At 72.4% G+C, this 20979-nt stretch carries 19 protein-coding genes; 8 read left to right on the forward strand and 11 right to left on the reverse strand.

Annotated elements, in window-relative coordinates:
* Positions 1–44: 44 nt before the first annotated feature.
* Positions 45–755: a helix-turn-helix domain-containing protein gene (locus T328_RS33555; RefSeq protein ID WP_496500030.1), complete on the reverse strand. Its 711-nt coding sequence runs from the start codon at positions 753–755 to the stop codon at positions 45–47.
* A 158-nt stretch (positions 756–913) separates the two neighbouring features.
* Here T328_RS33555 and T328_RS33560 point away from each other — a divergent pair, with 158 nt between their 5' ends.
* Positions 914–1459, forward strand: a complete 546-nt coding sequence (locus T328_RS33560; protein WP_496500031.1) for a lytic polysaccharide monooxygenase auxiliary activity family 9 protein — start codon at positions 914–916, stop codon at positions 1457–1459.
* 108 nt (positions 1460–1567) lie between these two features.
* On the opposite strand, the gene T328_RS33565 is transcribed toward T328_RS33560, so the two are convergent.
* The 6 genes from T328_RS33565 to kdgD form a co-directional block, all read right to left on the reverse strand.
* Positions 1568–2476, reverse strand: a complete 909-nt coding sequence (locus T328_RS33565) for a carbohydrate ABC transporter permease (RefSeq protein ID WP_496500032.1) — start codon at positions 2474–2476, stop codon at positions 1568–1570.
* A 4-nt stretch (positions 2477–2480) separates the two neighbouring features.
* On the reverse strand, positions 2481–3476 hold the full coding sequence (locus T328_RS33570; RefSeq protein WP_496500033.1) for a carbohydrate ABC transporter permease: 996 nt from the start codon (positions 3474–3476) through the stop codon (positions 2481–2483).
* Between the two features lie 25 nt (positions 3477–3501).
* Positions 3502–4842 (reverse strand): ABC transporter substrate-binding protein, encoded by a 1341-nt coding sequence (locus tag T328_RS33575; RefSeq protein WP_496500034.1) that lies wholly within the window; start codon positions 4840–4842, stop codon positions 3502–3504.
* Positions 4843–5082: 240 nt separating this feature from the next.
* Complete coding sequence (locus T328_RS33580; RefSeq protein WP_496500035.1) at positions 5083–6051, reverse strand: 2-hydroxyacid dehydrogenase; 969 nt, start codon at positions 6049–6051, stop codon at positions 5083–5085.
* Positions 6048–7466 carry an enolase C-terminal domain-like protein gene (locus tag T328_RS33585; RefSeq protein WP_496500036.1) on the reverse strand — a complete coding sequence of 473 codons (1419 nt, stop codon included), beginning with the start codon at positions 7464–7466 and terminating at the stop codon, positions 6048–6050. The genes T328_RS33580 and T328_RS33585 overlap by 4 nt, the downstream gene beginning before the upstream one ends.
* Before the next feature lies 1 nt (position 7467).
* The gene (gene kdgD, locus T328_RS33590; protein ID WP_496500037.1) at positions 7468–8382 is read right to left on the reverse strand and encodes a 5-dehydro-4-deoxyglucarate dehydratase; all 915 of its coding nucleotides are present in this window, start codon (positions 8380–8382) and stop codon (positions 7468–7470) included.
* 214 nt (positions 8383–8596) lie between these two features.
* Between kdgD and T328_RS33595 the strand changes: the two genes are divergently transcribed.
* The 6 genes from T328_RS33595 to T328_RS33620 all read left to right on the forward strand — a co-directional run bounded on the left by T328_RS33595 (position 8597) and on the right by T328_RS33620 (position 14934).
* A complete protein-coding gene (locus tag T328_RS33595) occupies positions 8597–10168 on the forward strand; it encodes an ABC transporter substrate-binding protein (RefSeq protein WP_496500038.1) in 1572 nt (523 codons plus the stop codon).
* A 67-nt stretch (positions 10169–10235) separates the two neighbouring features.
* Positions 10236–11165: an ABC transporter permease gene (locus T328_RS33600; protein ID WP_496500039.1), complete on the forward strand. Its 930-nt coding sequence runs from the start codon at positions 10236–10238 to the stop codon at positions 11163–11165.
* A gap of 10 nt (positions 11166–11175) precedes the next feature.
* A complete protein-coding gene (locus T328_RS33605) occupies positions 11176–12216 on the forward strand; it encodes an ABC transporter permease (protein WP_496500040.1) in 1041 nt (346 codons plus the stop codon).
* Positions 12213–13187, forward strand: a complete 975-nt coding sequence (locus T328_RS33610) for an ABC transporter ATP-binding protein (protein ID WP_496500041.1) — start codon at positions 12213–12215, stop codon at positions 13185–13187. The genes T328_RS33605 and T328_RS33610 overlap by 4 nt, the downstream gene beginning before the upstream one ends.
* Positions 13187–14221 carry an ABC transporter ATP-binding protein gene (locus T328_RS33615; protein ID WP_496500042.1) on the forward strand — a complete coding sequence of 345 codons (1035 nt, stop codon included), beginning with the start codon at positions 13187–13189 and terminating at the stop codon, positions 14219–14221. The genes T328_RS33610 and T328_RS33615 overlap by 1 nt, the downstream gene beginning before the upstream one ends.
* The gene (locus T328_RS33620; protein WP_496500043.1) at positions 14218–14934 is read left to right on the forward strand and encodes a sulfite exporter TauE/SafE family protein; all 717 of its coding nucleotides are present in this window, start codon (positions 14218–14220) and stop codon (positions 14932–14934) included. The genes T328_RS33615 and T328_RS33620 overlap by 4 nt, the downstream gene beginning before the upstream one ends.
* A 41-nt stretch (positions 14935–14975) precedes the next feature.
* Here the strand turns inward: T328_RS33620 and T328_RS33625 are convergent, their stop codons facing one another.
* On the reverse strand, positions 14976–16094 hold the full coding sequence (locus T328_RS33625) for a 2-hydroxyacid dehydrogenase (RefSeq protein ID WP_496500044.1): 1119 nt from the start codon (positions 16092–16094) through the stop codon (positions 14976–14978).
* Entirely contained in the window at positions 16091–17383 is a 1293-nt protein-coding gene (locus tag T328_RS33630) for a glucarate dehydratase family protein (protein ID WP_496500045.1), read from the reverse strand. The genes T328_RS33625 and T328_RS33630 overlap by 4 nt, the downstream gene beginning before the upstream one ends.
* 162 nt (positions 17384–17545) lie before the next feature.
* Between T328_RS33630 and T328_RS33635 the strand changes: the two genes are divergently transcribed.
* Positions 17546–18355 (forward strand): IclR family transcriptional regulator, encoded by an 810-nt coding sequence (locus T328_RS33635; protein ID WP_496500046.1) that lies wholly within the window; start codon positions 17546–17548, stop codon positions 18353–18355.
* Between the two features lie 148 nt (positions 18356–18503).
* On the opposite strand, the gene T328_RS33640 is transcribed toward T328_RS33635, so the two are convergent.
* Together T328_RS33640 and T328_RS33645 are read right to left on the reverse strand one after the other, a co-directional pair.
* Complete coding sequence (locus T328_RS33640) at positions 18504–19205, reverse strand: response regulator (protein ID WP_496500047.1); 702 nt, start codon at positions 19203–19205, stop codon at positions 18504–18506.
* Entirely contained in the window at positions 19202–20938 is a 1737-nt protein-coding gene (locus tag T328_RS33645) for a sensor histidine kinase (RefSeq protein WP_496500048.1), read from the reverse strand. Before T328_RS33645 ends, T328_RS33640 begins: the two co-directional genes overlap by 4 nt.
* Positions 20939–20979 lie beyond the last annotated feature (41 nt).

Genomic DNA, 20979 nt, shown 5'->3' on the forward strand with positions numbered 1-20979 from the left:
CCGTAGCGACGATCGCACCGGTTGGTGAAGGCCGCCCTCGGGCCTCAGTTGCGGAGGAGTTCCCAGAAGCGGGGGAGCACCTGCTGCAGATAGGTCGCGACCGCCGCCGTGGTCTCCGGACTCGGGTCTTCGCCCCAGTTGCGGGCTGCCGCGATGCGGGCCTGGTACTCCTCGTGGAGGGTGCTCAGGGCGCGTTCCAGGGGGCGGCGGTGGAGGCGGGTGAGGCGGGCTATGGGGCGGAGTTGGGGCTGCCAGCGGGTGGTGGCGGCTTCGCGGAGGTGGCGGGCCAGGGGCTCGCTGCGGCCGGTGAGCTCTATCAGGTCCGGGAGGGGGAGGTGCAGGAGGTAGGCGAGGCGGGTGGCCTGGGACTCGGTGCCGGGCCAGCGGCCGGTCTGTTCGGCGCTGAGGTACGTCGCCGGGTCCATGCCGATGTGGCGGGCGACGTCGTCGAGGGGGAGGCCGTGGGCCTGGCGGTGGGCGTGGAGGGAGGTGGGGGAACCCATGAGGTCGGCCGGGGTGCACCACAGGGCGCCGGCGAGGGCGTCGAGTTCGTGGCGGGTGGGGCGGGCGTGGCCCTTCTCCCAGTCGGCGACCGCGGTGGCGGGTACGGCCAGACCGTAGGCGGCGCGCATGCCGTACGCGACGTGGTCGTGGCCGAGCCCTAACGCGCGGCGTAATCGACGGGCCGCCGTGGGGTCGAAAGGTGGTAGGTACTCCGGCGGACCGGCGCCGGAGCCGGGCGCCTTTGTCGTCACACGGTCACCGTAGGTAGTGAAGCACCCCGTTATCAACCGTGCGTTCCGCCGAAGGCGGGGGGAGGGGCACGGAGAGATGCGTGCGGGCTGCAGGGGTTGACGGTGAACGGCCAATAGCTAAAGTCTAGACCAATTACCCCCCATGCAAGGAGAGTTGTATGCACCGCAGCACCAAGCGTGCCGGCAAAAGCCGTAAAGCCGTCAAGGCGGCCGTCGTCGGTGCGGGCGCCGCCCCGCTGCTCCTGCTCGCCATCCCCTCGCAGCAGGCCAGCGCGCACGGCTGGATCACCAACCCGCCGAGCCGCCAGGACCAGTGTGCGACGGGTGTCGTCGAGTGCGGCGCCATCAAGTACGAGCCGCAGAGCGTCGAGGGGCCGAAGGGCCTGACCAGCTGCAGCGGCGGGAACGAGGGCTTCGCCGAACTCGACGACGACGGCAAGGGCTGGGCCGTCACGAACGTCGGCAACACCACGACGTTCAACTGGAAGATCACCGCCCGGCACAGCACCAGCACCTGGCAGTACTTCGTCGACGGCCAGAAGGTCGCGGAGTTCGACGACGGCGGCGCCCAGCCGCCGGCCGAGTTCAGCCACACCGTCGACTTCGGCGGCATCACCGGCAAGCAGAAGGTGCTCGCCGTGTGGAACGTCGCCGACACGGCGAACGCCTTCTACGCCTGCGTCGACGTCAACATCGGCGGCTGACGCCACCGCGTAGATCCGTGGCAGTACGCACGCGCCCGGCGGGCGGACCCCGTCAGGCGCGTGCGCGCGGCCCCGTGGGCTGCGGTGGAGGGCGCGGCCAGGCCCCGGTCAGCCCTTCACCGCGCCGCCCAGCGCGAAGCCGCCGCCGAGGCGGCGGGCGATCAGCACGTACAGCAGGACGGCCGGCGCCGAGTAGATGATCGAGAACGCCGCCAGCTCCCCGTAGACCACCGAACCCATGTTGCCGAAGAGCTCGAAGATCGAGACGGAGGCCGGCATCTGGTCCGGGCTGAGCAGCAGCATGAAGGGGACGAAGAAGTTCCCCCACATCATGATGAACGAGAAGATCGTCACCACCACGACCCCCGGGCCCATCAGCGGCAGGATGACCCGGACCAGCGCCTGCATCGACGACGCGCCGTCCGTCCAGGCCGCCTCCTCCAGCACCTTCGGCACCCCGTCCATGAAGTTCTTCATCAGCCAGATCGCGAACGGCAGCTGCGAGCTGGCCAGGAAGAAGGCCGTGCCGGACATCGTGTCGATGAGGTTGATCTGCACGAACAGCCCGTAGACCGGCACCATGATCGCGGTGATCGGCAGGCTGGTGGTGAAGAGGATGGTCAGCATGAACGGACGGTTGAACCGCGAGTGGAAGCGCGACAGCGGGTACGCCGCGAGCGCCGCCGCGACGACCGTGACGGCCGTCGCCCCGCCGCACAGCATCAGGCTGTTGAGCAGCGGCCGGAAGGTGATGTCGGTGGTCATCACCGCATCGAAGTTGTCCCAGGTGACGTCCTTCGGCGGCCGGGCCGTCAGGCCCGAGTCCGCGTCGATGGACGTGAAGACCAGCCAGGCCAGCGGCAGGAGGAACGCCAGTGCCGCCAGCAGCAGGCACAGGTCGGCGGCCAGCCGCCGGCTGTACTTGCGGCCGGTGAGCGTGCGCGCCAGCCCGCGCCGCCGGTGGGCCGAGGACCCCGGGGGAGAGGCGTCCTCGCGGGTGAGCGTGGATGTGGGCATCGGCTCATACCTCCGTACGCAGCATCCGCATGTACACCAGCGAGAACAGGGCGCCGACCAGCAGCAGGAGCAGGGCGACCGCCGTGCCGTAGCCGAGCAGGTTGTTCTTGAACGCCTGCTCGTACATGAACAGCGGCAGCGTCTGGCTGCGGTCGCCCGGGCCGCCGCGGGTCATCGCCCAGATCAGCCCGAAGACCGAGAGGGTCTGCAGGGTATTGAGCATCAGGTTGGTGGCGATCGAGCGGCGGATCATCGGCAGCGTGACGTGCCACAGCTTCCGCCAGCCGCCCGCGCCGTCCACCTCCGCGGCCTCGGTGATCTCCTTCGGGATCTCGGAGAGCGCGGCGGAGTAGACGAGCATCGAGAACGCCGTGCCGCGCCAGATGTTGGCGAACGACACCGCCAGGATCGGCAGCGTGTACAGCCAGTTCTGGCTGGGCAGATGGAGGAAGTCGAGAACGGAGTTGAGCGTGCCCTCGTCGCGGAAGAAGGCGTAGAGCAGGAAGCCGGCGACGACCTCGGGTACCACCCAGGCGGTGATGACGATCGCGCCCGTGACGGTACGTACCGTCTTCGAGGCCCGCAGCATCAGCGACGCGAGCGCGAGCCCGATCGTGTTCTGGCCGACGATCGACGACAGGATCGTGAACACGAGCGTCAGCCAGACGGCGTTGATGAAGCCCTCGTCGCCGAAGGCGGTACGGAAGTTCTCCAGGCCGACGAAGGACGACTCGGCCTGGCCGGAGAGCTGCAGGTCGGTGAAGGCGATCCACACGCAGTACGCGATGGGGCCGGCCAGGAACAGCAGCATCAGGACGACGGACGGACCCACGGGCAGCGCCCGCAGGAGCGCGCGCAGCACGGAGTTCGGGGGCGGCCCCGCCTTCCGCGGTCCGGTGGGGTGGCGGTGGCCGCCGCCCGCCTGCCCGGGGACGCGCGCCGCCGTACCGGCGGCTGCCTCCCCGGGCCCGGCGGGGGCGGGAACGTGCTTGGTCACCATGGCCTCTCGGGGCTGCTCGCGGGGGCTACTTCTCGACCACTTCGCCGTCGGTGATCGAATCGAGCTGTTCGTCGTAGCCCTTCGCGGCGTCCTCGGCGGAGGAGTCGCCGGTGGTCACCTGCTCCATGGCCTCCTGGATGGCGGTGGAGACCTGCGGGTAGACCGGGAGCGCCGGGCGGTAGTGGGTGTCCTCGACCAGGTCGGTGAAGAACTCGACGCCCGGGACGTACGACTGGTAGTCGGGGTCGGCGGCGACGTCCTCACGGACGGCGATCTGGCCGTTGGCGATGGTCAGGCGGGTGTTGTTCTTCCGCGACTGGGCGACCTTCATGAACTCGAAGGCCAGGTCGGGGTTGTTCGCCTTGGCGGGGATGGACCAGGTCCAGCCACCGGACATGCTGACCCGGCCGGGTGCCTGGCCGTTCTGGGTGGGCATGGCGGTCTGGCCGAGAACCTCGGTCCACTCCGGCCACGGCTTGGGGCCGGTCTCCTGCCAGTTGTTCGACATCCAGGAGCCGTCCAGGTCGATGGCGAGCTTGCCCTCGGGCAGCCACTCGGTGCCGACCTTGGTGCCGATGTTCGGGTCGAGGGCCTCCTGCGGCTCGGGACCGAGACCCTCGTTGTAGACGGTGTGCACGAAGTCGAGGGCGTCGGTGAAGCCCTTGCCGCCGGCGACCCACTTCTTGGCCTTCGGGTCGTACAGCGGGTCCTCGCCCGTGCCGTACAGCAGCATCTCGAAGCCCTGCATGGTCGCGGCCTCGCCGGCGGGCTTGCCGGTGTACACGTTCAGCGGGATGACGTCGGGCAGCTCGCGCTTGATCGTACGGGCGGCTTCGAGGACGTCGTCCCAGGTCTTCGGCTGCCAGTCGGCGGGCAGCCCGGCCTTCTCGAACAGCTCCTTGTTGTACCAGAGCCCGCGGGTGTCGGTGCCGTCCGGAACGCCGTACGTCTTGCCGTCCTCGCCCTGCGCGGCGGTCTTCGCCGTCTCGATGTACTGGTCCCAGTCCTTCCAGTCCTTGAGGTAGTCGTCGAGCGGGGTGAGGAGGCCGGCGGTGATATCGGAGTTGATCAGAAAGGTGTCTTCGTAGACCAGGTCGGGGGCGGTCTTGGGGGACCGCAGCATCTGCTGGACCTTGGTGTAGTACTGCTCGTCCGGCACTTGAACGGGGATGAGCTCCACCGTCTTGCCGGGGAACTTCTTCTCGAACTCCTTCTTCACCGCTTCGATCTCGCGGTCGAAGATCTTGTTCTTCGCGTCGGTGGACTTCTTGAACTGGATCTTCACGGTGTCCGGGTCGCTGCCCGAGTCTCCGCAGCCGGAGAGCACGGTGGCGGCGAGGACGGCGGTCAGTGCGGTGGCGAGCATGGGGGAAACGGGACGGTGCACGGGGGGACCTCCCTGCGGCGCTGGCGAGATTGCGCTGAAAGTACGGCTGTCCGGATGTCCGGTCAATGCCTCTGACGTGGCTCGCCCCTATCGGTGACAACGTTGTTATACCGACGATTTTCAGCCACCGGGAGGGACGAAGCCGGCCATCGCCTCATCTCGACGACCGGCAGGCGCAGTCGGCGCCCGCCGCTGACCCGGTCGTCTTCCAGGCCGTCCTCAGGCCGTCTTCGGTACGGGCGTCACGAGCGTGCCGCGGCCGAGGAAGCCGGCGAGGTTGTCCAGGGCCAGGCGCTCCATCTCCGCGCGGGTGTGGACCGTGGCGCTGCCGATGTGGGGCAGGAGCACCACGTTGTCCAGGGCGAAGAGGGCCTCGGGGACGTGCGGCTCGGCGGTGAAGACGTCCAGGCCGGCGCCGCCGAGGGCGCCCGTGGTCAGCATCTCGACCAGCGCGTCCTCGTCGACGACGCTACCGCGGGAGACGTTGACCAGGTAGCCGTCGGGGCCGAGCGCGCTCAGGACGGCGCGGCTGACCAGGCGGTGGGTGCCGGCGCCGCCGGACGTGGCGACGATCAGCACGTCCACCTCGGCGGCCAGCGCGGCGGGGGAGCCGGCGTAGGCGTAGGCGGTGCCGGGCACCCGGCTACGGCTGTGGTAGCTGACGGGGCAGCCGAGTGCGGCGAACCGGGCGGCGATGGCGCGGCCGATGCGGCCGAGGCCCAGGATGCCCACCCGGGCGCCGCTGACCTTGCGCATCAGTGGGAATCCGCCGTCGCGCGGCCACCGCCCCGCGCGTACGAAGCGGTCGGCCGCGGAGAGCCCGCGGAGCAGGTCGAGGGTGAGCCCGAGGGCCGTGTCGGCCACGCAGTCGGTGAGCACGTCGGGGGTGTTGCTCACCAGTATGCCGCGTCGGCGGGCGAGCGCGGTGTCGGTGGTGTCGTAGCCGACTCCGAAGTTGATGACGGCGCCGAGGCGGGGCAGCGCGGTCATCAGGTCGGTGCCGACGCCGTAGCGGCCCGAGGTCACGGCGGCGATGACGTCCCCGCCGTGCGCGGCGAGGAATGCCGCCCGTTCCGGGCCCTCGTCCGGCAGCTCCAGGGCGTCGTAGGAGGTGCGCAGCGTCTCGGTGAGCGCGGGGCCCAGCGGGCCGACCCGGAGGACGCGGCCGGCGGTCGCGGGGCGGGTCATGCGTCGGTTCCCTCCCCGGCCGCGCCGCGGACCGGACCTCCGGCCGGCTCGCGGTCGAGCGCCGGGCGCTTGGGGTCGAAGCGCCAGCCGGGCACGAGGTACCGCATGGCGACGGTGTCGTCGCGAGCGCCGAGGCCCTCGCGGAGGTAGAGCACGTGCGCGGCCTCCAGCCGGTCGTGGTCGACGGTGACGCCGAGGCCCGGAGCGGTCGGGACGTCGATCCCCCCGTTCTCGATGACCGGCGGGTCGGCGGTCAGCCGCTGGCCGTCCTGCCAGATCCAGTGCGTGTCGATGGCGGTGATGGCTCCGGGGGCGGCAGCGGCGACGTGGGTGAACATCGCCAGGGAGATGTCGAAGTGGTTGTTGGAGTGCGAGCCCCAGGTGAGCCCCCACGCCTCGCACAGCTGGGCGACGCGGACCGACCCCGCCAGGGTCCAGAAGTGCGGGTCGGCCAGCGGGATGTCGACGGCACCGGCGCGTATCGCGTGCCCGAGCTGCCGCCAGTCGGTGGCGACCATGTTGGTGGCGGTGGTGAGCCCCGTCGCGCGCTTGAACTCCGCCATCACCTCCCGGCCGGAGTAGCCGTCCTCGGCACCGCAGGGGTCCTCGGCGTAGGCGATGACGTCGCGCAGGGCGCGGCCGTGGCGGACGGCGTCGGCGAGCGGCCAGCAGCCGTTGGGGTCGAGGGTGATCCGGGAGTCCGGGAAGCGCGCGGCGAGCGCGCGAACGGTCTCGACCTCCTGTTCACCGGGAAGCACGCCGCCCTTGAGCTTGAAGTCGGTGAAGCCGTAGCGCTCCCGGGCCGCCTCGGCGAGGGCGATGACGGCTTCGGGCGTCAGGGCCTCCTCGTGCCGCAGCCGGCTCCAGGCGTCCGCGGCGTCCGGCTCGTCGCGGTAGGGCAGGTCGGTGCGGTGGCGATCGCCGACGAAGAAGAGGTAGCCGAGGACCGGCACCCGGGTGCGCCGCGGCCCGTCGCCGAGGAGTTCCGCGACGGGTACGCCGAGGAACTGGCCGAGCAGGTCCAGCAGGGCCGCTTCCAGGGCGGCCTGCACGTGCACGGTGGTGCGCAGGTCGTACGTCTGCGCGCCGCGGCCGGCGCGGTCGCGGTCGCGGAACGCCGCGCCGACATCGCGTACGACGGACCGGTGACGCGCGGGGGACCGGCCGGTGACCAGGGGGGCCGCGTCCTCAAGGGTCCGGCGGATCGCCTCGCCGCCCGGCACCTCACCGACACCGACCCGGCCGTCGGAGTCGGTCAGCAGCACGACGTTGCGCGTGAAGTAGGGGCCGTGCGCGCCGCTGAGGTTCAGCAGCATGCTGTCGTGGCCCGCCACCGGGACCACCCGCAGCGCCGTGACGACGGGGGTGCCGGGGGGCGCGGAGGCGGTGTCACCGCCGGTGTCGTCGGGGGTCATGTCAGACCACCCGCTTCACGAGCCCGGCGAGTTCGGCGTGCTCGTTCTCGGTGAGATCGGTCAGCGGCGGGCGGACCGGGCCCGCCGGGTGGCCGGAGACGGTGAGCGCGGCCTTGACGATCGAGACGGCGTAGCCGGGGGCGCGGTCGCGGATCGCCAGGTACGGCAGGACGAACTCGCGCAGCCGGGCGTAGACCTGGTCCTTGTCGTGGGCGCGTACCGCGGCGTAGAAGTCGACGGCCCACCGGGGCGCGAAGTTGAAGATCGCCGAGGAGTACGTGGTGGCGCCGAGTTCGAGGTAGGGCAGGGCGTAGGTCTCGGCGGTGGGAAGGCCGCCGATGAGGACGAGCCGGTCGCCGTGCTCGGCGTGCAGCGTGGCCATCAGGTCGATGTCGCAGACGCCGTCCTTGAACCCGATGAAGTTCGGGAACTCCGCCACCAGGCGGGCGACCGTTCCGGCGGTGAAGCGGGCGTTGGCGCGGTGGTATACGACCACGCCGAGGGACGTGGCCGCGCACACCCGCGCGACGTGGGCGTGGAGGCCCTCCTGCCCGACCTCGGTCAGGTACGGCGGCAACAGCAGGATCCCGTCGGCCCCGCTCTCCTCGGCCTGCCGGGCCATCGCGGTGGCCGTCGCCGTGCCGTAGCCGGCGGCGCCGACGACGGGCAGGCCGTCCGGGGCCTCGGCGACCGTTGCCCGCAGCACCGTTTCCACTTCGGTGTGGGTGAGGGAGAAGAACTCGCCGGTGCCGCCGGGGGCGAAGAGGCCCGCAACGTCGTAGCCGGTGAGCCGCTGCAGGTGGGCGCGGTAGGCCGGCTCGTCGAAGGCGTAGTCCGCGGTGGTGTGGGTGACCGGGAAGGACAGCAGGCCGGAGCCCAGGACGCGGCCTAGGTCGGCGGGCGAGAAACGGGCCATGGGGGTTCTCCAGGGTCGGACGGTGAGGCGCGGCAGGTTGTCAAGCTAACAGATGAGACACATCGATGAAAACGATGTCTGCATATGAGTACGACGTGCAAGGCTTGTGCGGTCCCTTGACGCCTCTCCGGATGCCCCTCTACCGTGCGTTCACTAATCGAGACAGCATCTACATCTGTGGACGCAGGGGTGGATGCCGCGGTGGAGGAATCCCATGTCCCCTGTTCCCGACTCCCGCCCGGCGCGTGCCGGTGGGCGCCGTCGGCGTGCGGCCGTGTCGCTGGTGCTGTCCTCGGCGCTGGCGGCGAGTGCCTGCACCGTGGCCAACAGCGACTCGGTGACCGCGGACGGCGACGCGCTGCGCATCGTGCTGCAGGAGGAGCCGCCCACGCTGGAGCCGTGCGAGGCCTCTCTGACCTCGACCGGGGTGGTGGTGCGGTCCAATATCACCGAGCCGCTGACCGAACGCGACCCCGGCACCGGCGAGCTGGAGCCGAAGCTCGCGACCTCCTGGAAACGCACCTCCGACACGGAGTGGACGTACCGGATCCGCAAGGGGGTGAAGTTCAGCGACGGCTCGCGCTTCGACGCCGAGGACGCCGCCTACTCCATCGACCGGGCCGTCAACTCCGAACTGGGCTGCAACGTGGAGGGCTACGTCTTCGGAGACGCGGACCTGAAGGTGGCGGCGCCGGACGCGCGGACGCTCACGGTGGCCACCCCGGAGGCGGATCCGATCCTTCCGCTCCGGCTCTCCTTCATCGAGATGGTGCCGACGTCCACCGACTCCGGGAAGAAGGTCCGCGAGCCGGTCGGCACCGGCCCCTACCGGATCGCCAACTGGGAGCCGGGGCTGAGGCTCACCCTGGCCACCAACAAGCGGTATTGGGGCCGGGCACCCGCCTACGGCAGCGTGGACTACCAGTGGCGCACCGAGGGCAGCGTCCGCGCCGCCATGATCGCCAACGACGAGGTCGACGTGGCCACCTCCCTCAGCCCCGAGGACGGTGCCGGCGACGCCGCGGAACAGTATCCGAACAACGAGACCACCGCCCTGCGGATGCAGGTCACCGAGCCACCGCTGGACGACAGGCGGGTGCGCCAGGCGATCAACTACGCGATCGGCCGCAAGGAGATCGCCGGCTCGCTCTTCCAGGGGAAGGCGAAGGCCGCGGCCCAGCTCGTGCCCCAGGGAGTCGTCGGACACAACGAGAGCCTGCGGCCCTGGCCGACCGACCTCGCGAAGGCCAGGCAGCTGCTGGCCGACGCGGAGGCCGACGGGGTCGACGTGGACGAGCCGATCCGGCTGATCAGCCGGACCGCGCTGTTCCCCAAGGTCAACGAGACGGTGCAGGTCCTCCAGAAACAGCTGGACGACCTCGGCCTCAACGTCGAGATCGAGATGAAGGACACCGCCGGCAGCACCGAGTTCCAGGAACGCCCCTTCCCCGAGGACGCGGGCCCCTACCTGATGCTGATCCAGCACGGCAACCAGGCGGGCGACTCCGCCTTCAGCATGGACCAGTACCTGCTGAGCGATGGCTTCCAGAGCTCCGGGGGCACCGCCGCGTTCGACCGGAAGATCCGGGCCGCCGAGGCGAAGACCGGAGCCGAGCGGCAGGATGCGCTCGCCGAGGTCTTCGCCGAGGAGCCGGACGAGATCTCCCAGTACGCCTACGTCGCCCACATGTACGGCGTCATCGCCCTCGCCCCGGACGTTCGCTACCGACCGAACTCCGCGACCGGAGACGAGATGCGGATCGCCGAGTTCACACCCGCCGACTGACCGCGCCCGCGGCCGGCGCCCCGCCCGGCGCCGGCCGCAGGCGACCGACTCCCACCTGGGGACAGCGATGTTCCATTTCCTCCGCCGCCGCGTGCTGACCAGCATCCTGCCGCTCGCCGCCGTGCTTCTCGGTGTCTTCGTGCTCGCGAGGCTCACCGGCGATCCCGCATCCTTGTACCTGCCCGAATCCGCCACCCCCGACCAGCGCGCGGCCTTCACCGAGCGCAACGGCTTCGACGACTCGATCTGGCAGCAGATCGCCGACTACTTCGGCGGCGTGTTCCAGCTCGACTTCGGCGAGTCGTTGCGCACCGGCGAGTCGGCGGCGACGATGGCGCTGCGGGCCTTCCCCGCCACCCTCCAGCTCGCCTTCGCCACCATGCTGATCGCCGTGGCCGGCGCCGTGGTCATCGGCAGCTGGGCGGCCTTCCGCCCCAACTCCCTGGCCGACCGCATCGCCTCGTTCCTGTCCATGACCGCCGCCAGCGTGCCCGACTTCTGGTTCGCGATCACGGGGGTGTGGATCTTCGCCGTCGGCCTCGGGGCGCTGCCCACCTCGGGCGTCAGCGACGGCATGCTGTCCTGGGTGCTGCCGGTCGCCACCCTGGCGATCCGCCCGCTGGGCGTCCTCACCCAGGTCGTGCGCGGCGCCATGGTCTCCGCGCTGTCTGCCCCGTACGTGCGGCTGGCCCGCAGCAAGGGCGCCGGCAGCGTACGGGTGGTCAGCCACCACGCCCTGCGCAACGCAGCGGCGCCCGCGCTGACCGTGGCCGGCGACCTCGCCGTCTCGCTCGTCAACGGGGCGGTGGTGGTGGAGACGATCTTCGGCTGGCCGGGCATCGGGAAGCTGATGATCGACTCGATCACCGGCCGGGACTTCGCGGTGCTGCAGGCCGCGGTGCTGCTCACCGCCGTGACCATCTTCGTGCTCAACATCATCATCGACGTCTGCTACGCGCTGCTCGACGCGCGCGTCCGCGAGACGGCCACGGTCTGAGGAGGACGCCGTGAGTTCCCTGTTCGACAAGGCCGCGGACGGCCGTCCCGCCACCGCCACCGCCACCGGCTCCGACGCCGCCACCGGCTCCGACGCCGCCGCCGGGGCCGATCCCCCCGCCCCGGCCCGCGACAGCCGGGTCAGCCTGTGGCGCATGCTCCTGCACGACCGGGTCGCGACCGCCGCCGCGGCGGTGCTGACGCTGATCGTGCTCACCGCGTTGATAGGCCCGCCGCTGGTCGGAGACGCCGCCACCGAGCAGCATCTCGACAACACCAACCAGCCCCCGTTCTCCTTCGACAACGGCTGGCTCGGCATCCTGGGCACCGACCCGCTGGGCCAGAGCGTGCTGGCGCGGCTCGTCGTCGCCGCCCGCACCACCTTCAGCGTGGCGGTCCCCGCGGTGGCGCTCGCGCTGGCGGCCGGCGCGCTGATCGGCATGTGGGCCGGCTACCACCGCGGCCTGCGGGAGACGCTCGTGATGCGCGTCGCCGACATCATCATGAGCTTCCCCTCGCTGCTGATGGCGGTCGTCGTGCTGTACGTCTTCTCGCCCAGCGTGGCCAACCTCGTCGTGGTGCTGGCCATCACCCGCATCCCGGTCTACCTGCGCACCGCCCGGGCGGAGTCGACCGAACTGCAGAGCCGCCTCTTCGTCGACGCGGCCAGGACCTTCGGCACCTCCAGCAGCGCCATCATCCGGCGGCACGTGTTCCCGATCCTGCTGCCGACCCTGCTGACCCTGGCCACCCTGGAGTTCTGCTACGTCATGCTCGCGGAGTCCTCGCTGAGCTTCCTCGGCATCGGCATCCAGCCGCCCGACGTCAGCTGGGGCCTGATGGTCTCCCAGGGACGCAACTACCTGCAGACCGCATGGTGGCTGACGTTCTTCCCCGGCCTGGCCATCGTCGTCACGACGGTGTCGGCGACCGTGCTGGCCGCCTGGGCGCGGCTGGCCACCGACCCCGCCCAGCGCTGGCGGCTGACGCTGCCGCGCCGGGCCCGCCGCCGCGCCCGTACCGCACCGGCACCCCAGGAGGCACAGTCGTGACCGGCACCGCCCTCGAAGTCGACGGCCTCAGCGTCGACATCCGCACCCCGCACGGCACCGTGCGCGCCGTCGACAAGGTGAGCTTCAGCGCCCGGCGCGGCCGGACGCTCGCGCTGCTCGGCGAGTCCGGCTGCGGGAAGTCGATGACCGCCCAGGCCATCGTCTCGCTGCTGGACCCCACCGCCGAGGTCGCCGAGGGCCGGGTCCTGCTGGACGGCACCGACCTGGTCGCGGCCGACGAGCAGACCCGCCGCGCCAAGGCGGGGCCCGAGCTGGCGATCGTCTTCCAGGACGCGCTGACCGCGCTCAACCCCGTCTACACGGTGGGCACGCAGCTCGCCGAGCCGTTCCGGATCCACCGCGGGCTCTCCCGGAAGCAGGCCCGGCGGGAGGCCGTCGACCTGATGGCCAGGGTCGGCATCCCCGAGCCCGAGACGCGCGTCGACACCTATCCGCACCAGTTCTCCGGCGGCATGCGCCAGCGGCTCCTGATCGCCATCGCCGTCGCGCTCTCCCCGTCCGTGCTGCTGGCCGACGAGCCGACCACCGCGCTCGACGTGACCGTGCAGGCCCAGATCATGAAGCTGCTGCGGGAGCTGCGCACCGAGCGGGACATGAGCGTCGTGCTCATCACCCACGACCTTGCGCTCGTCGCGGAGCAGGCGGACGAGGTCGTGGTGATGTACGCGGGCAACGTGGTCGAGTCCGGGCCCGTACGGGACGTCTTCGACCGGCCCCGGCACCCGTACACCAGGGGCCTGCTGGACTCGGTGCCGGTGCACGCCGCCCGCGGCGACGACCTGAAGTCCATCGGCGGCGCCCCGCCGGACCTGCACTCCATCCCGCCCGGCTGCGTCTACCAAGACCGCTGCCCGCTGGTACGAGACCTGTGCCGGACCCGCCGGCCGGAGCCCGCCGAGACCGCGCCCGGACGCACGGCCGCCTGCCATTTCTCTGCCGAGGTGAAGTGATGACCCACACAGCGGACACGGCCGACGAGCCCCTGCTCCAGGTCCGCGACCTGACCAAGTCGTTCCCCGTCCGCAGCGGCGGCCGGACGCGGCAGCTGCGGGCGCTGGGCGGCATCTCCTTCGACCTGAGCCGCGGCGAGACCCTCGGCCTGGTCGGCGAGTCGGGCTGCGGCAAGTCCACGCTGGCCCGCACGCTGCTCATGCTGGAGCGGCCGGACAGCGGCACGGTCCGCTTCGACGGGGTGGATCCGTTCACGCTCAAGGGAGCGCGACTGCTCCAGTGGCGGCGCAGGGTGCAGATGGTCTTCCAGGACCCGTTCGCCTCCCTCAACGCCCGCATGACGGCGGGCGACATCGTGAGCGAGCCGTGGCGCACCCACAAGGACCTGTACCCCTCCGCCAAGGAGCGCGGCGCGCGGGTGCGGGAGCTGCTCGGCCTGGTCGGGCTGCGCGCCGGCGACGAGCACCGCTACCCGCAGGAGTTCTCCGGCGGCCAGCGGCAGCGGATCGGGATCGCCCGCGCGCTCGCGCTCGACCCGGACGTGATCGTCTGCGACGAGCCCGTCTCCGCGCTCGATCTGTCCGTACAGGCCCAGGTGCTCAACCTCCTGAACGACCTGCAGCGGCAGCTCGGGGTCTCCTACGTCTTCATCTCCCACGACCTGTCGGTGGTACGGCACGTCGCGGACCGGGTGATGGTGATGTACCTCGGCGGGATCGTGGAACAGGGCGGCACCGAGGCCGTCTTCGGCCGCGCCCGGCACCCGTACAGCGCCGCGCTCATGTCCGCCGCCCCCTCGCTCGACGGGGACGGGCGCGGCGAGCAGATCATCCTGGAGGGCGAGCTTCCGTCCCCGCTCTCCCCGCCGTCCGGCTGCCGTTTCCGCACCCGGTGCTGGAAGGCGACCGACGAGTGCGCCGCGACCTCGCCGGAGCTGACCCCCGACCCGGACGACGGCGGGCACACCGCCGCGTGCTTCCACCCGATGGGGGAGGGGGCAGAGCCGGTGCCGGCGGGCCGGGGAGCGGGGTGACGCTCACCGGCTATCTCGTGATCGCGGTCGCGGTGGTGCTCGCGTCCTGCCTACAGGCGTCCATCGGCTTCGGCATGGGGATGTTCGCCGCGCCGGTGGTGGCGCTGGTCGACCCCACCCTCATCCCGGGCACGCTCATCATGCTGGCGGCCATGGTCACCCTGCTGGTGACCATGGTCGAGCGGGAGCACATCGACCTGCGCGGCACCGGCTGGGCGCTCGTGGGCCGGGTGCCGGGCACTTTGGCGGGGGCGCTGCTGGTGGCGACGCTGCCGGCGCGCGGCCTCGCGCTGCTGCTCGCGGGCGTGGTGCTGGGCGGCGTCGCACTCGCCTCGTTCGGCTGGGCGCCGCGCCCGCGCCGGCAGAACCTCGTGCTGGCCGGCTCCGCGTCCGGGCTGCTGGGCACGGCGACGTCGATCGGCGGACCGCCGATGGCGCTGGTGTGGCAGGGCAAGGACGGCCCGGTGCTGCGCGGCACGATGAGCGGCTTCTTCCTCATCGGCTCCGTGCTGTCGGTGGGTGTGCTCGCGCTCACCGGTTCCGTCGGCACGGACACGCTGGTGACGGCCGCCCTGCTGACGCCCGGGACCTTGCTGGGGTACGCGCTGTCACGCCAGGTCAACCGGCATCTCGACAAGCGGCGGCTGCGCTGGTCCGCCATCGCGATGTCGGCGGTGGGAGCCGTGCTGCTGATCGGCCGGCAGCTGATCTGAGGGCCGCCCGACGCCCCGGTCGGGCCGTACCACCGGGCGGTTCAGCGGTTGACGACGTTGCGCAGTGGCCGCCCTTCGGCGAGCGCGTCGACGTTGTCCCGGATGTCGCGGGCCCGGCCGCGGAACGTCTCCTCGGTGTGGCCCGACTGGTGCGGGGTGAGTACCACGTTGTCGAACCCGGTGAAGTCCAGGTGCGACGGCGCCGGCGCCCCGGGCTCGCGCGGGTTGCGCCACCACACGTCGAGGGCGGCGCCGGCGATGGTCCGCCCGGACAGGGCGGCGTGCAGCGCCTTCTCGTCCACCACCGGCCCGCGGGCGACGTTGACGAGGACGGCGGACGGCTTCATCGCGGCCAGCGCCGCCGCGTCCACCAGGCCGCGGGACTCCTCGCTCAGCGGCACCGTCACCACGACCACGTCGCAGCCGCCGAGCAGCTCGTGCAGCCGGTCCCGGCCGCCGATCCAGTCGACGTCGACCCCGGCGGGCAGCGGCGCGGCCGGGTTGCGCCGCACCGTGCGTACCCGCATCCCGAGCGCGGCGGCGGTACGGGCCACCGCGGCGCCGATCTCGCCGAGGCCGAGGACGCCGAGGGTCCGGCCGGCGAGGATGCCGCCGAAGGGATAGGAGTCGTCGACGATCGCGTTGCGCCAGACACCGGCCCGCATGTTCCGCTCGGCGCGCGCGACACCGCGCAGGAGCATCATCGACACCATCATCACGTGCTCGGCGATCGAGCGGCCGTGGTGGAAGGTGTTGGCGACCCGGACGCCGGGGCCCAGCGCGGCCAGGGGGATCTTGTCGTAGCCGGCGCCGGTGACGTGCAGCAGCCTGAGCCGCGGCATGCCCGCCAGCAGCTCGACGGGCGCTGCCGAGCACACCAGGACGTCCGCCGTGGCCGCCGCCGCGCGCACCGCGGCTTCGTAGCCGGAGGCGGGAGGGCTTCCGGAGGCGGGAGGGCTGCCGGAGGCGGGAGGGCTGCCGGAGGCGGGAGGGCTGCCGGAGGCGGGAGGGCTGCCGGAGGCGGGGGACCGGCGGGAGGCGGGGGGTCCGCCGTACGCGAAGGTCCAGCGGTGCGTCGGCCCGTCGCCCGCCGCGGTGAGTACGTCCCGGAACCGGCCCATCACGGGCTCGGTGACCAGGACGTGCAGCGGCGTGCTCACCACCGCGGGCACGTGGGGTCGAAGCCGGGCTCGAACCGGCGCATGTAGCCGGTGTCGTCGCGCTCCCGGATGCCGCAGTCGACGTACTGGCGGTGCAGCCGGGCCAGCGCGTCCCGGTCTAGCTCGACGCCCAGACCGGGGCCGGTGGGCACGGCGACGGCGCCGTCCCGGAACGTGAGTGCGCCGGGCACGATCACGTCCTCCGCCGGGTCCTTCCACGGCCAGTGGGTGTCGCAGGCGTAGTCGAGGTTGGGGGTGGCGGCGGCCAGGTGGGTCATGGCCGCGAGGCTGACGCCGAGGTGCGAGTTGGAGTGCATGGACAGGCCCATGCCGAAGGTCTGGCAGATGCCCCCGAGCAGCTGGGAGCGGCGCAGGCCGCCCCAGAAGTGGTGGTCGGAGAGCACGACCTGGACGGCCTCCGCGCGCACGGCCGGCGGGAGGTGGTCGAAGGCCACGACGCACATGTTGGTGGCCAGCGGCATGGGCACCTCGCGGGCCACCCGGGCCATGCCGTCGATGCCGGGGGTGGGATCCTCCAGGTACTCCAGCACGCCGTCGAGCGCGCGGCCGACCTCGACGGAGGTGGCCACCGTCCAGGCGGTGTTCGGGTCCAGGCGCAGGGGGTGGTGGGGGAAGGCGGCACGCAGGGCGCGTATCGCCTCGACCTCCTCCTCGGGGGCGAACACGCCGCCCTTGAGCTTGATCGCGGTGAATCCGTACGCGTCGACGATGCGGCGGGCCTGGCGGACGACGCCGTCGGGGTCGAGTGCCGCGCCCCACTCGTCCTCGTCCTGGCCGGGGTGACCGGCCCACTTGTAGAAGAGGTACGCGCTGTACGCCACGCGGTCGCGGACGGCGCCGCCGAGCAGGTCGCTCACCGGCCGTCCGACGATCTTGCCCTGGAGGTCGAGCGCGGCCACCTCGAAGGGGGAGACCACGCGATCCGCGCCGGCGGAGGTCAGCACCATTCCGCCCATGCCGTGGCCGCCCTCGCCGCTGTCGTCGGCGAGCGACGCGGTGACGGCCCGCAGCAGCCCGTTCAGGTCGAAGACGTCGAGGCCGACGATGCGGCGGCCGGCGTGCTCCAGCCGGCGCAGGTGGGGGAGGTCGCCGTAGGACTCACCGAGGCCGTACGCGCCGCTGTCGGTCACCACCTCGACGACCGTGCGCAGGGCGAAGGGCTCGTGTACCCCGACGGTGTTGAGCAGGGGCGGGTCGCGGAAGGCCACCGGGGTCACCCGTACATCGGTGATCAGGTGCTTCCCGGCGCCTGAAGCAGCAGGGGACATGACGACACCCTGTCATACGTCTACGGATGAAGACAATGCCCGCGTATGAGGATCTCGGAGGTAGCCGTTCTCGTATGTGGATGCAAGCTGTATCCATGGAGGGCAGTCACCATCAGATGCCCGTCCCGTATGATGGAGCGCACTTTCTCAAGGGGTGACAGAGTGGTGGAGAGCGACACCGCGACGGGGGTGCCCGAGTCGAAGTCCGGCCGCGGCCCCGTCAAGTCGGCCGAGCGCACGGCCCGGATCATGGAGGTGCTGGCCGAGTCCGCGGACGCGTTGAACCTGGGCCAGCTCCAGGAGCGCACCGGCTATCCGCGCTCCAGCCTCTACGCGCTCTTGCGCACGCTCACGTCCCTGAAGTGGATCGAGACCACGGACGGCGAGCAGACCTACGGCGTCGGCCCGCGCGCCCTGCTCGCCGGCACCGCCTATCTCGACCACGACCCCGCGCTCCCCTTCGCCGTCCGGCAGCTGGAGAGCCTGCGCGCCGCCACTGGATACACCGCGCACTACGCACGCCTGGACGCACCCCACATCATCTACCTGGCCACCAGGGACGCCACCGAGCCCAAGCGCCTGGTCTCCCGGGTCGGGCGGCAACTGCCCGCGCACGCCACCGCGCTGGGCAAGGCGCTGCTGGCCGAACGCACCGCGGACGAGGTGAACGCGATCCTCCCCGACGAGACGCTGACCCGGCTCACCGAGAGCACCGTCGCCACCCGCTCCGCGCTGCACACCGAGCTGGAGGCGAGCCAGGCCCGCGGCTGGGCGCTGGAGCGGGAGCAGAACACCCCGGGGCTGTGCTGCGTCGCGACCTCGGTCGGCTACCGCATCCCGGCCACGGACGCGATCAGCTGCTCGATGCCGGCATCCCGCGCGTCCGACCGCGAGGTCGCCCACGTTGCCGAGACGATGCTGCAGCACGCCAACGAGCTGGCCCAGACGCTGCGCCGCCAAGGCATCAGATAGCGGGGAGGCCGGCGCGGGCGGCTCGCGCGGCGGGCCGGCGTCGAGCCTTCGCCGGACGAGCCGGAGCCGACCCGGAACGACCACGGTCCGGATCCCCTACGCACCGTACGGGCAGCCCGCGTCGGTGCGCTTCGGGCGGGGGGCGCGGTCAGGGGCGGGCGTCGGACCAGCGGTAGCGGAGTTCCGGGCGGCCCACCTGACCGTACTGCGGGGCGCGGACGGCGTGGCCGGTCTCCGCCAGGTGCTCCAGGTAGCGGCGGGCGGTGATGCGCGACGTGCCGGTGGCCTCGCCGGCGGCGGTGGCCGTGAGGCCGTCGTCGCCCGCCCGGCGCAGGGCGTCGGTGACGGCGGCGAGGGTGGGGCCGGACAGGCCCTTGGGGAGTGCGGCCTGCGCGGGCGCGCGGAGCGTGGCGAGCGCGCGGTCCACCTCGTCCTGGCCGCCGGCCTCGCCGACCGCGGCGTGGAACCCGGCGTAGCGCACGAGGCGGTCGCGCAGGGTGGCGAAGGCGAAGGGCTTGAGGACGTACTGCACGACCCCCAGGGACACCCCCTCGCGGACGACGGCCAGGTCGCGGGCGGAAGTGACGGCGATGACGTCGGCGGCGTGGCCGGCGGCGCGCAGCGAGCGGAGCAGGGCGAGGCCGTGGCCGTCGGGGAGGTAGAGGTCGAGCAGGATCAGGTCGACGGGGACCTGGTCGAGGAGGCGGACCGCCTCGGCGCGCGAGCGCGCCGACCCGGCGACGACGAAGCCGGGGACGCGCTCCACGTAGAGCCGGTGGGCGTCGGCGGCGACGGGGTCGTCCTCGACGACGAGCACGCGGATGGGCGCGGAGCGCCCGGCGGCGGTCACCCGGAGCCCCCGGGGGGTTTCGCGTCGGCGGGTTCGGCGGGCCAGCCCTCCGCGCCGCCCCCCGCCCCCGCCCCCAGCGGCAGCGTTACGGTGAACACCGCGCCGCCCTCCGCCGCCCGCGTCAGCGTCGCCTCGCCGCCGTGCCGGCGCGCCGCCTGGCGGACCAGCGCCAGGCCCAGGCCGCGGCCCGCGGGGCCGGCCCGCTTCGTCGTCCAGCCGCGTTCGAAGACCTCCTCCGCCCGCTCCGGGTCCACCCCCGGGCCGTCGTCCGCGACCCGCAGCAGCAGCTCGCCGCCCGCCGCCCGCGCCGTCACCCGCACCTGCGGCTGCGGCGCACCGCCGCCGCCGTTCCGTACCCCGGACGCCGTCCGGGACCTCGCACCCTCCGCCGCCGCGTCCACCGCGTTGTCGACCAGGTTGCCCAGCACCGTCACCAGGTCCCGGACCGGCAGCGTCGGCGGCAGCACGCCGTCGTCGATCCGGCTGTCCGGGCTCAGCACCAGCTCCACCCCCTGCTCGTTCGCCTGCGCCGCCTTCCCCAGCAGCAACGCCGCCAGCACCGGTTCCGTCACGGCGCCCGTCACCCGGTCCGTCAGCGTCTGCGCCAGCTCCAGCTCCGCGGTCGCGAACTCCACCGCCTGCGTCGCCCGGCCCAGCTCGATCAGCGAGACGACCGCGTGCAGCCGGTTCGCCGACTCGTGCGCCTGCGAGCGCAGCGCCTCGGCGAAACCCCGTACGGAGTCCAGCTCGCCGGTCAGCGTCTGCAGCTCCGTGACGTCCCGGAGCGTGACGACCGTGCCGCGGTGCTCGCCGCCGGTGACCGGCGAGGTGTTGACGACCACCGTGCGGTCCCGGGTCAGGTGCACCTCGTCGACCCGCGGTTCCGGCGACAGCAGCGCCTGTGTCAGCGGCCCCGGCAGCCCGAGGTCGGCCACCGGCCGGCCCACGACGTCGTCCCCGGAGCCGGGGCCCGAGCCGCTCCCCAGGAGGCCAAGCAGCTCCCGCGCCCCGTCGTTGACCAGCGCGATCCGCCCCGCGCCGTCGAGCATCAGCAGGCCCTCGCGGACCGCGTGCAGCGTCGCCTGGTGGTAGTCGTGCAGCCGGCTCAGCTCGCCGGCGTTCATCCCGTGCGTGTGCCGCCGCAGCCGCGCGTTGAGGAGGTACGTCGCGAGCCCCGCCAGTGCCAGCGCCGCCGCCGCCACGTACAGCACGGGCACCAGCTGCCGCCGCACCTCGTCGCTGATCGTCTTGACGGTGATCCCCGCGCTCACCAGCCCGACGATCCGCCCGTCGGCCGCCCGCACCGGCGTGACCACACGCAGCGACGGGCCGAGCGTGCCCGTGTACGTCTCGGTGAACGTCTCGCCGCGCAGCGCGCGGGCGGTGTGGCCGAGGAACGGCTCGCCGACCACGTCGGGGTTGGGGTGGGTGAAGCGGGTGCCGTCCGGGGCCATGACCGTGATGAACGTCACCTCAGTGTCCCGCCGGGCGCGCTCGGTGTACGGCTGCAGCGCCTCGGACGGATCAGGGCCGTCGGTGAGCGCCCGGGCCACGCCCGGCGCCGCCGCGACCGCCCGCGCCGTGCTCTCCGCCTGCCGCGCCGCGGCCTCCTCCGCGCGGTCGTGCGCCGTGACGTACATGAAGGCCGCCGCCCCGGCCACCATCAGCGTGACCAGCACGACCTGTATCGCGAAGAGCTGGCCGGCCAGGCTGCGGGGACGGGGGACGCGCATGGCCCCAGTGTGACCGGAGCGGTCACATGAACGAAATGAAC

The sequence above is a fragment of the Streptomyces sp. CNX435 genome, assembly GCF_059570575.1.

Coding starts and splice junctions, on each gene's coding strand:
- T328_RS33630 (WP_496500045.1), bottom strand. CDS start 17,383: ATGTCCCCTGCTGCTTCAGGCGCCGGGAAGCACCTGATCACCGATGTA.
- T328_RS33580 (WP_496500035.1), bottom strand. CDS start 6,051: ATGACCCGCCCCGCGACCGCCGGCCGCGTCCTCCGGGTCGGCCCGCTG.
- T328_RS33615 (WP_496500042.1), top strand. CDS start 13,187: ATGACCCACACAGCGGACACGGCCGACGAGCCCCTGCTCCAGGTCCGC.
- T328_RS33585 (WP_496500036.1), bottom strand. CDS start 7,466: ATGACCCCCGACGACACCGGCGGTGACACCGCCTCCGCGCCCCCCGGC.
- kdgD (WP_496500037.1), bottom strand. CDS start 8,382: ATGGCCCGTTTCTCGCCCGCCGACCTAGGCCGCGTCCTGGGCTCCGGC.
- T328_RS33570 (WP_496500033.1), bottom strand. CDS start 3,476: ATGGTGACCAAGCACGTTCCCGCCCCCGCCGGGCCCGGGGAGGCAGCC.
- T328_RS33645 (WP_496500048.1), bottom strand. CDS start 20,938: ATGCGCGTCCCCCGTCCCCGCAGCCTGGCCGGCCAGCTCTTCGCGATA.
- T328_RS33560 (WP_496500031.1), top strand. CDS start 914: ATGCACCGCAGCACCAAGCGTGCCGGCAAAAGCCGTAAAGCCGTCAAG.
- T328_RS33600 (WP_496500039.1), top strand. CDS start 10,236: ATGTTCCATTTCCTCCGCCGCCGCGTGCTGACCAGCATCCTGCCGCTC.
- T328_RS33575 (WP_496500034.1), bottom strand. CDS start 4,842: ATGCTCGCCACCGCACTGACCGCCGTCCTCGCCGCCACCGTGCTCTCC.
- T328_RS33565 (WP_496500032.1), bottom strand. CDS start 2,476: ATGCCCACATCCACGCTCACCCGCGAGGACGCCTCTCCCCCGGGGTCC.
- T328_RS33595 (WP_496500038.1), top strand. CDS start 8,597: ATGTCCCCTGTTCCCGACTCCCGCCCGGCGCGTGCCGGTGGGCGCCGT.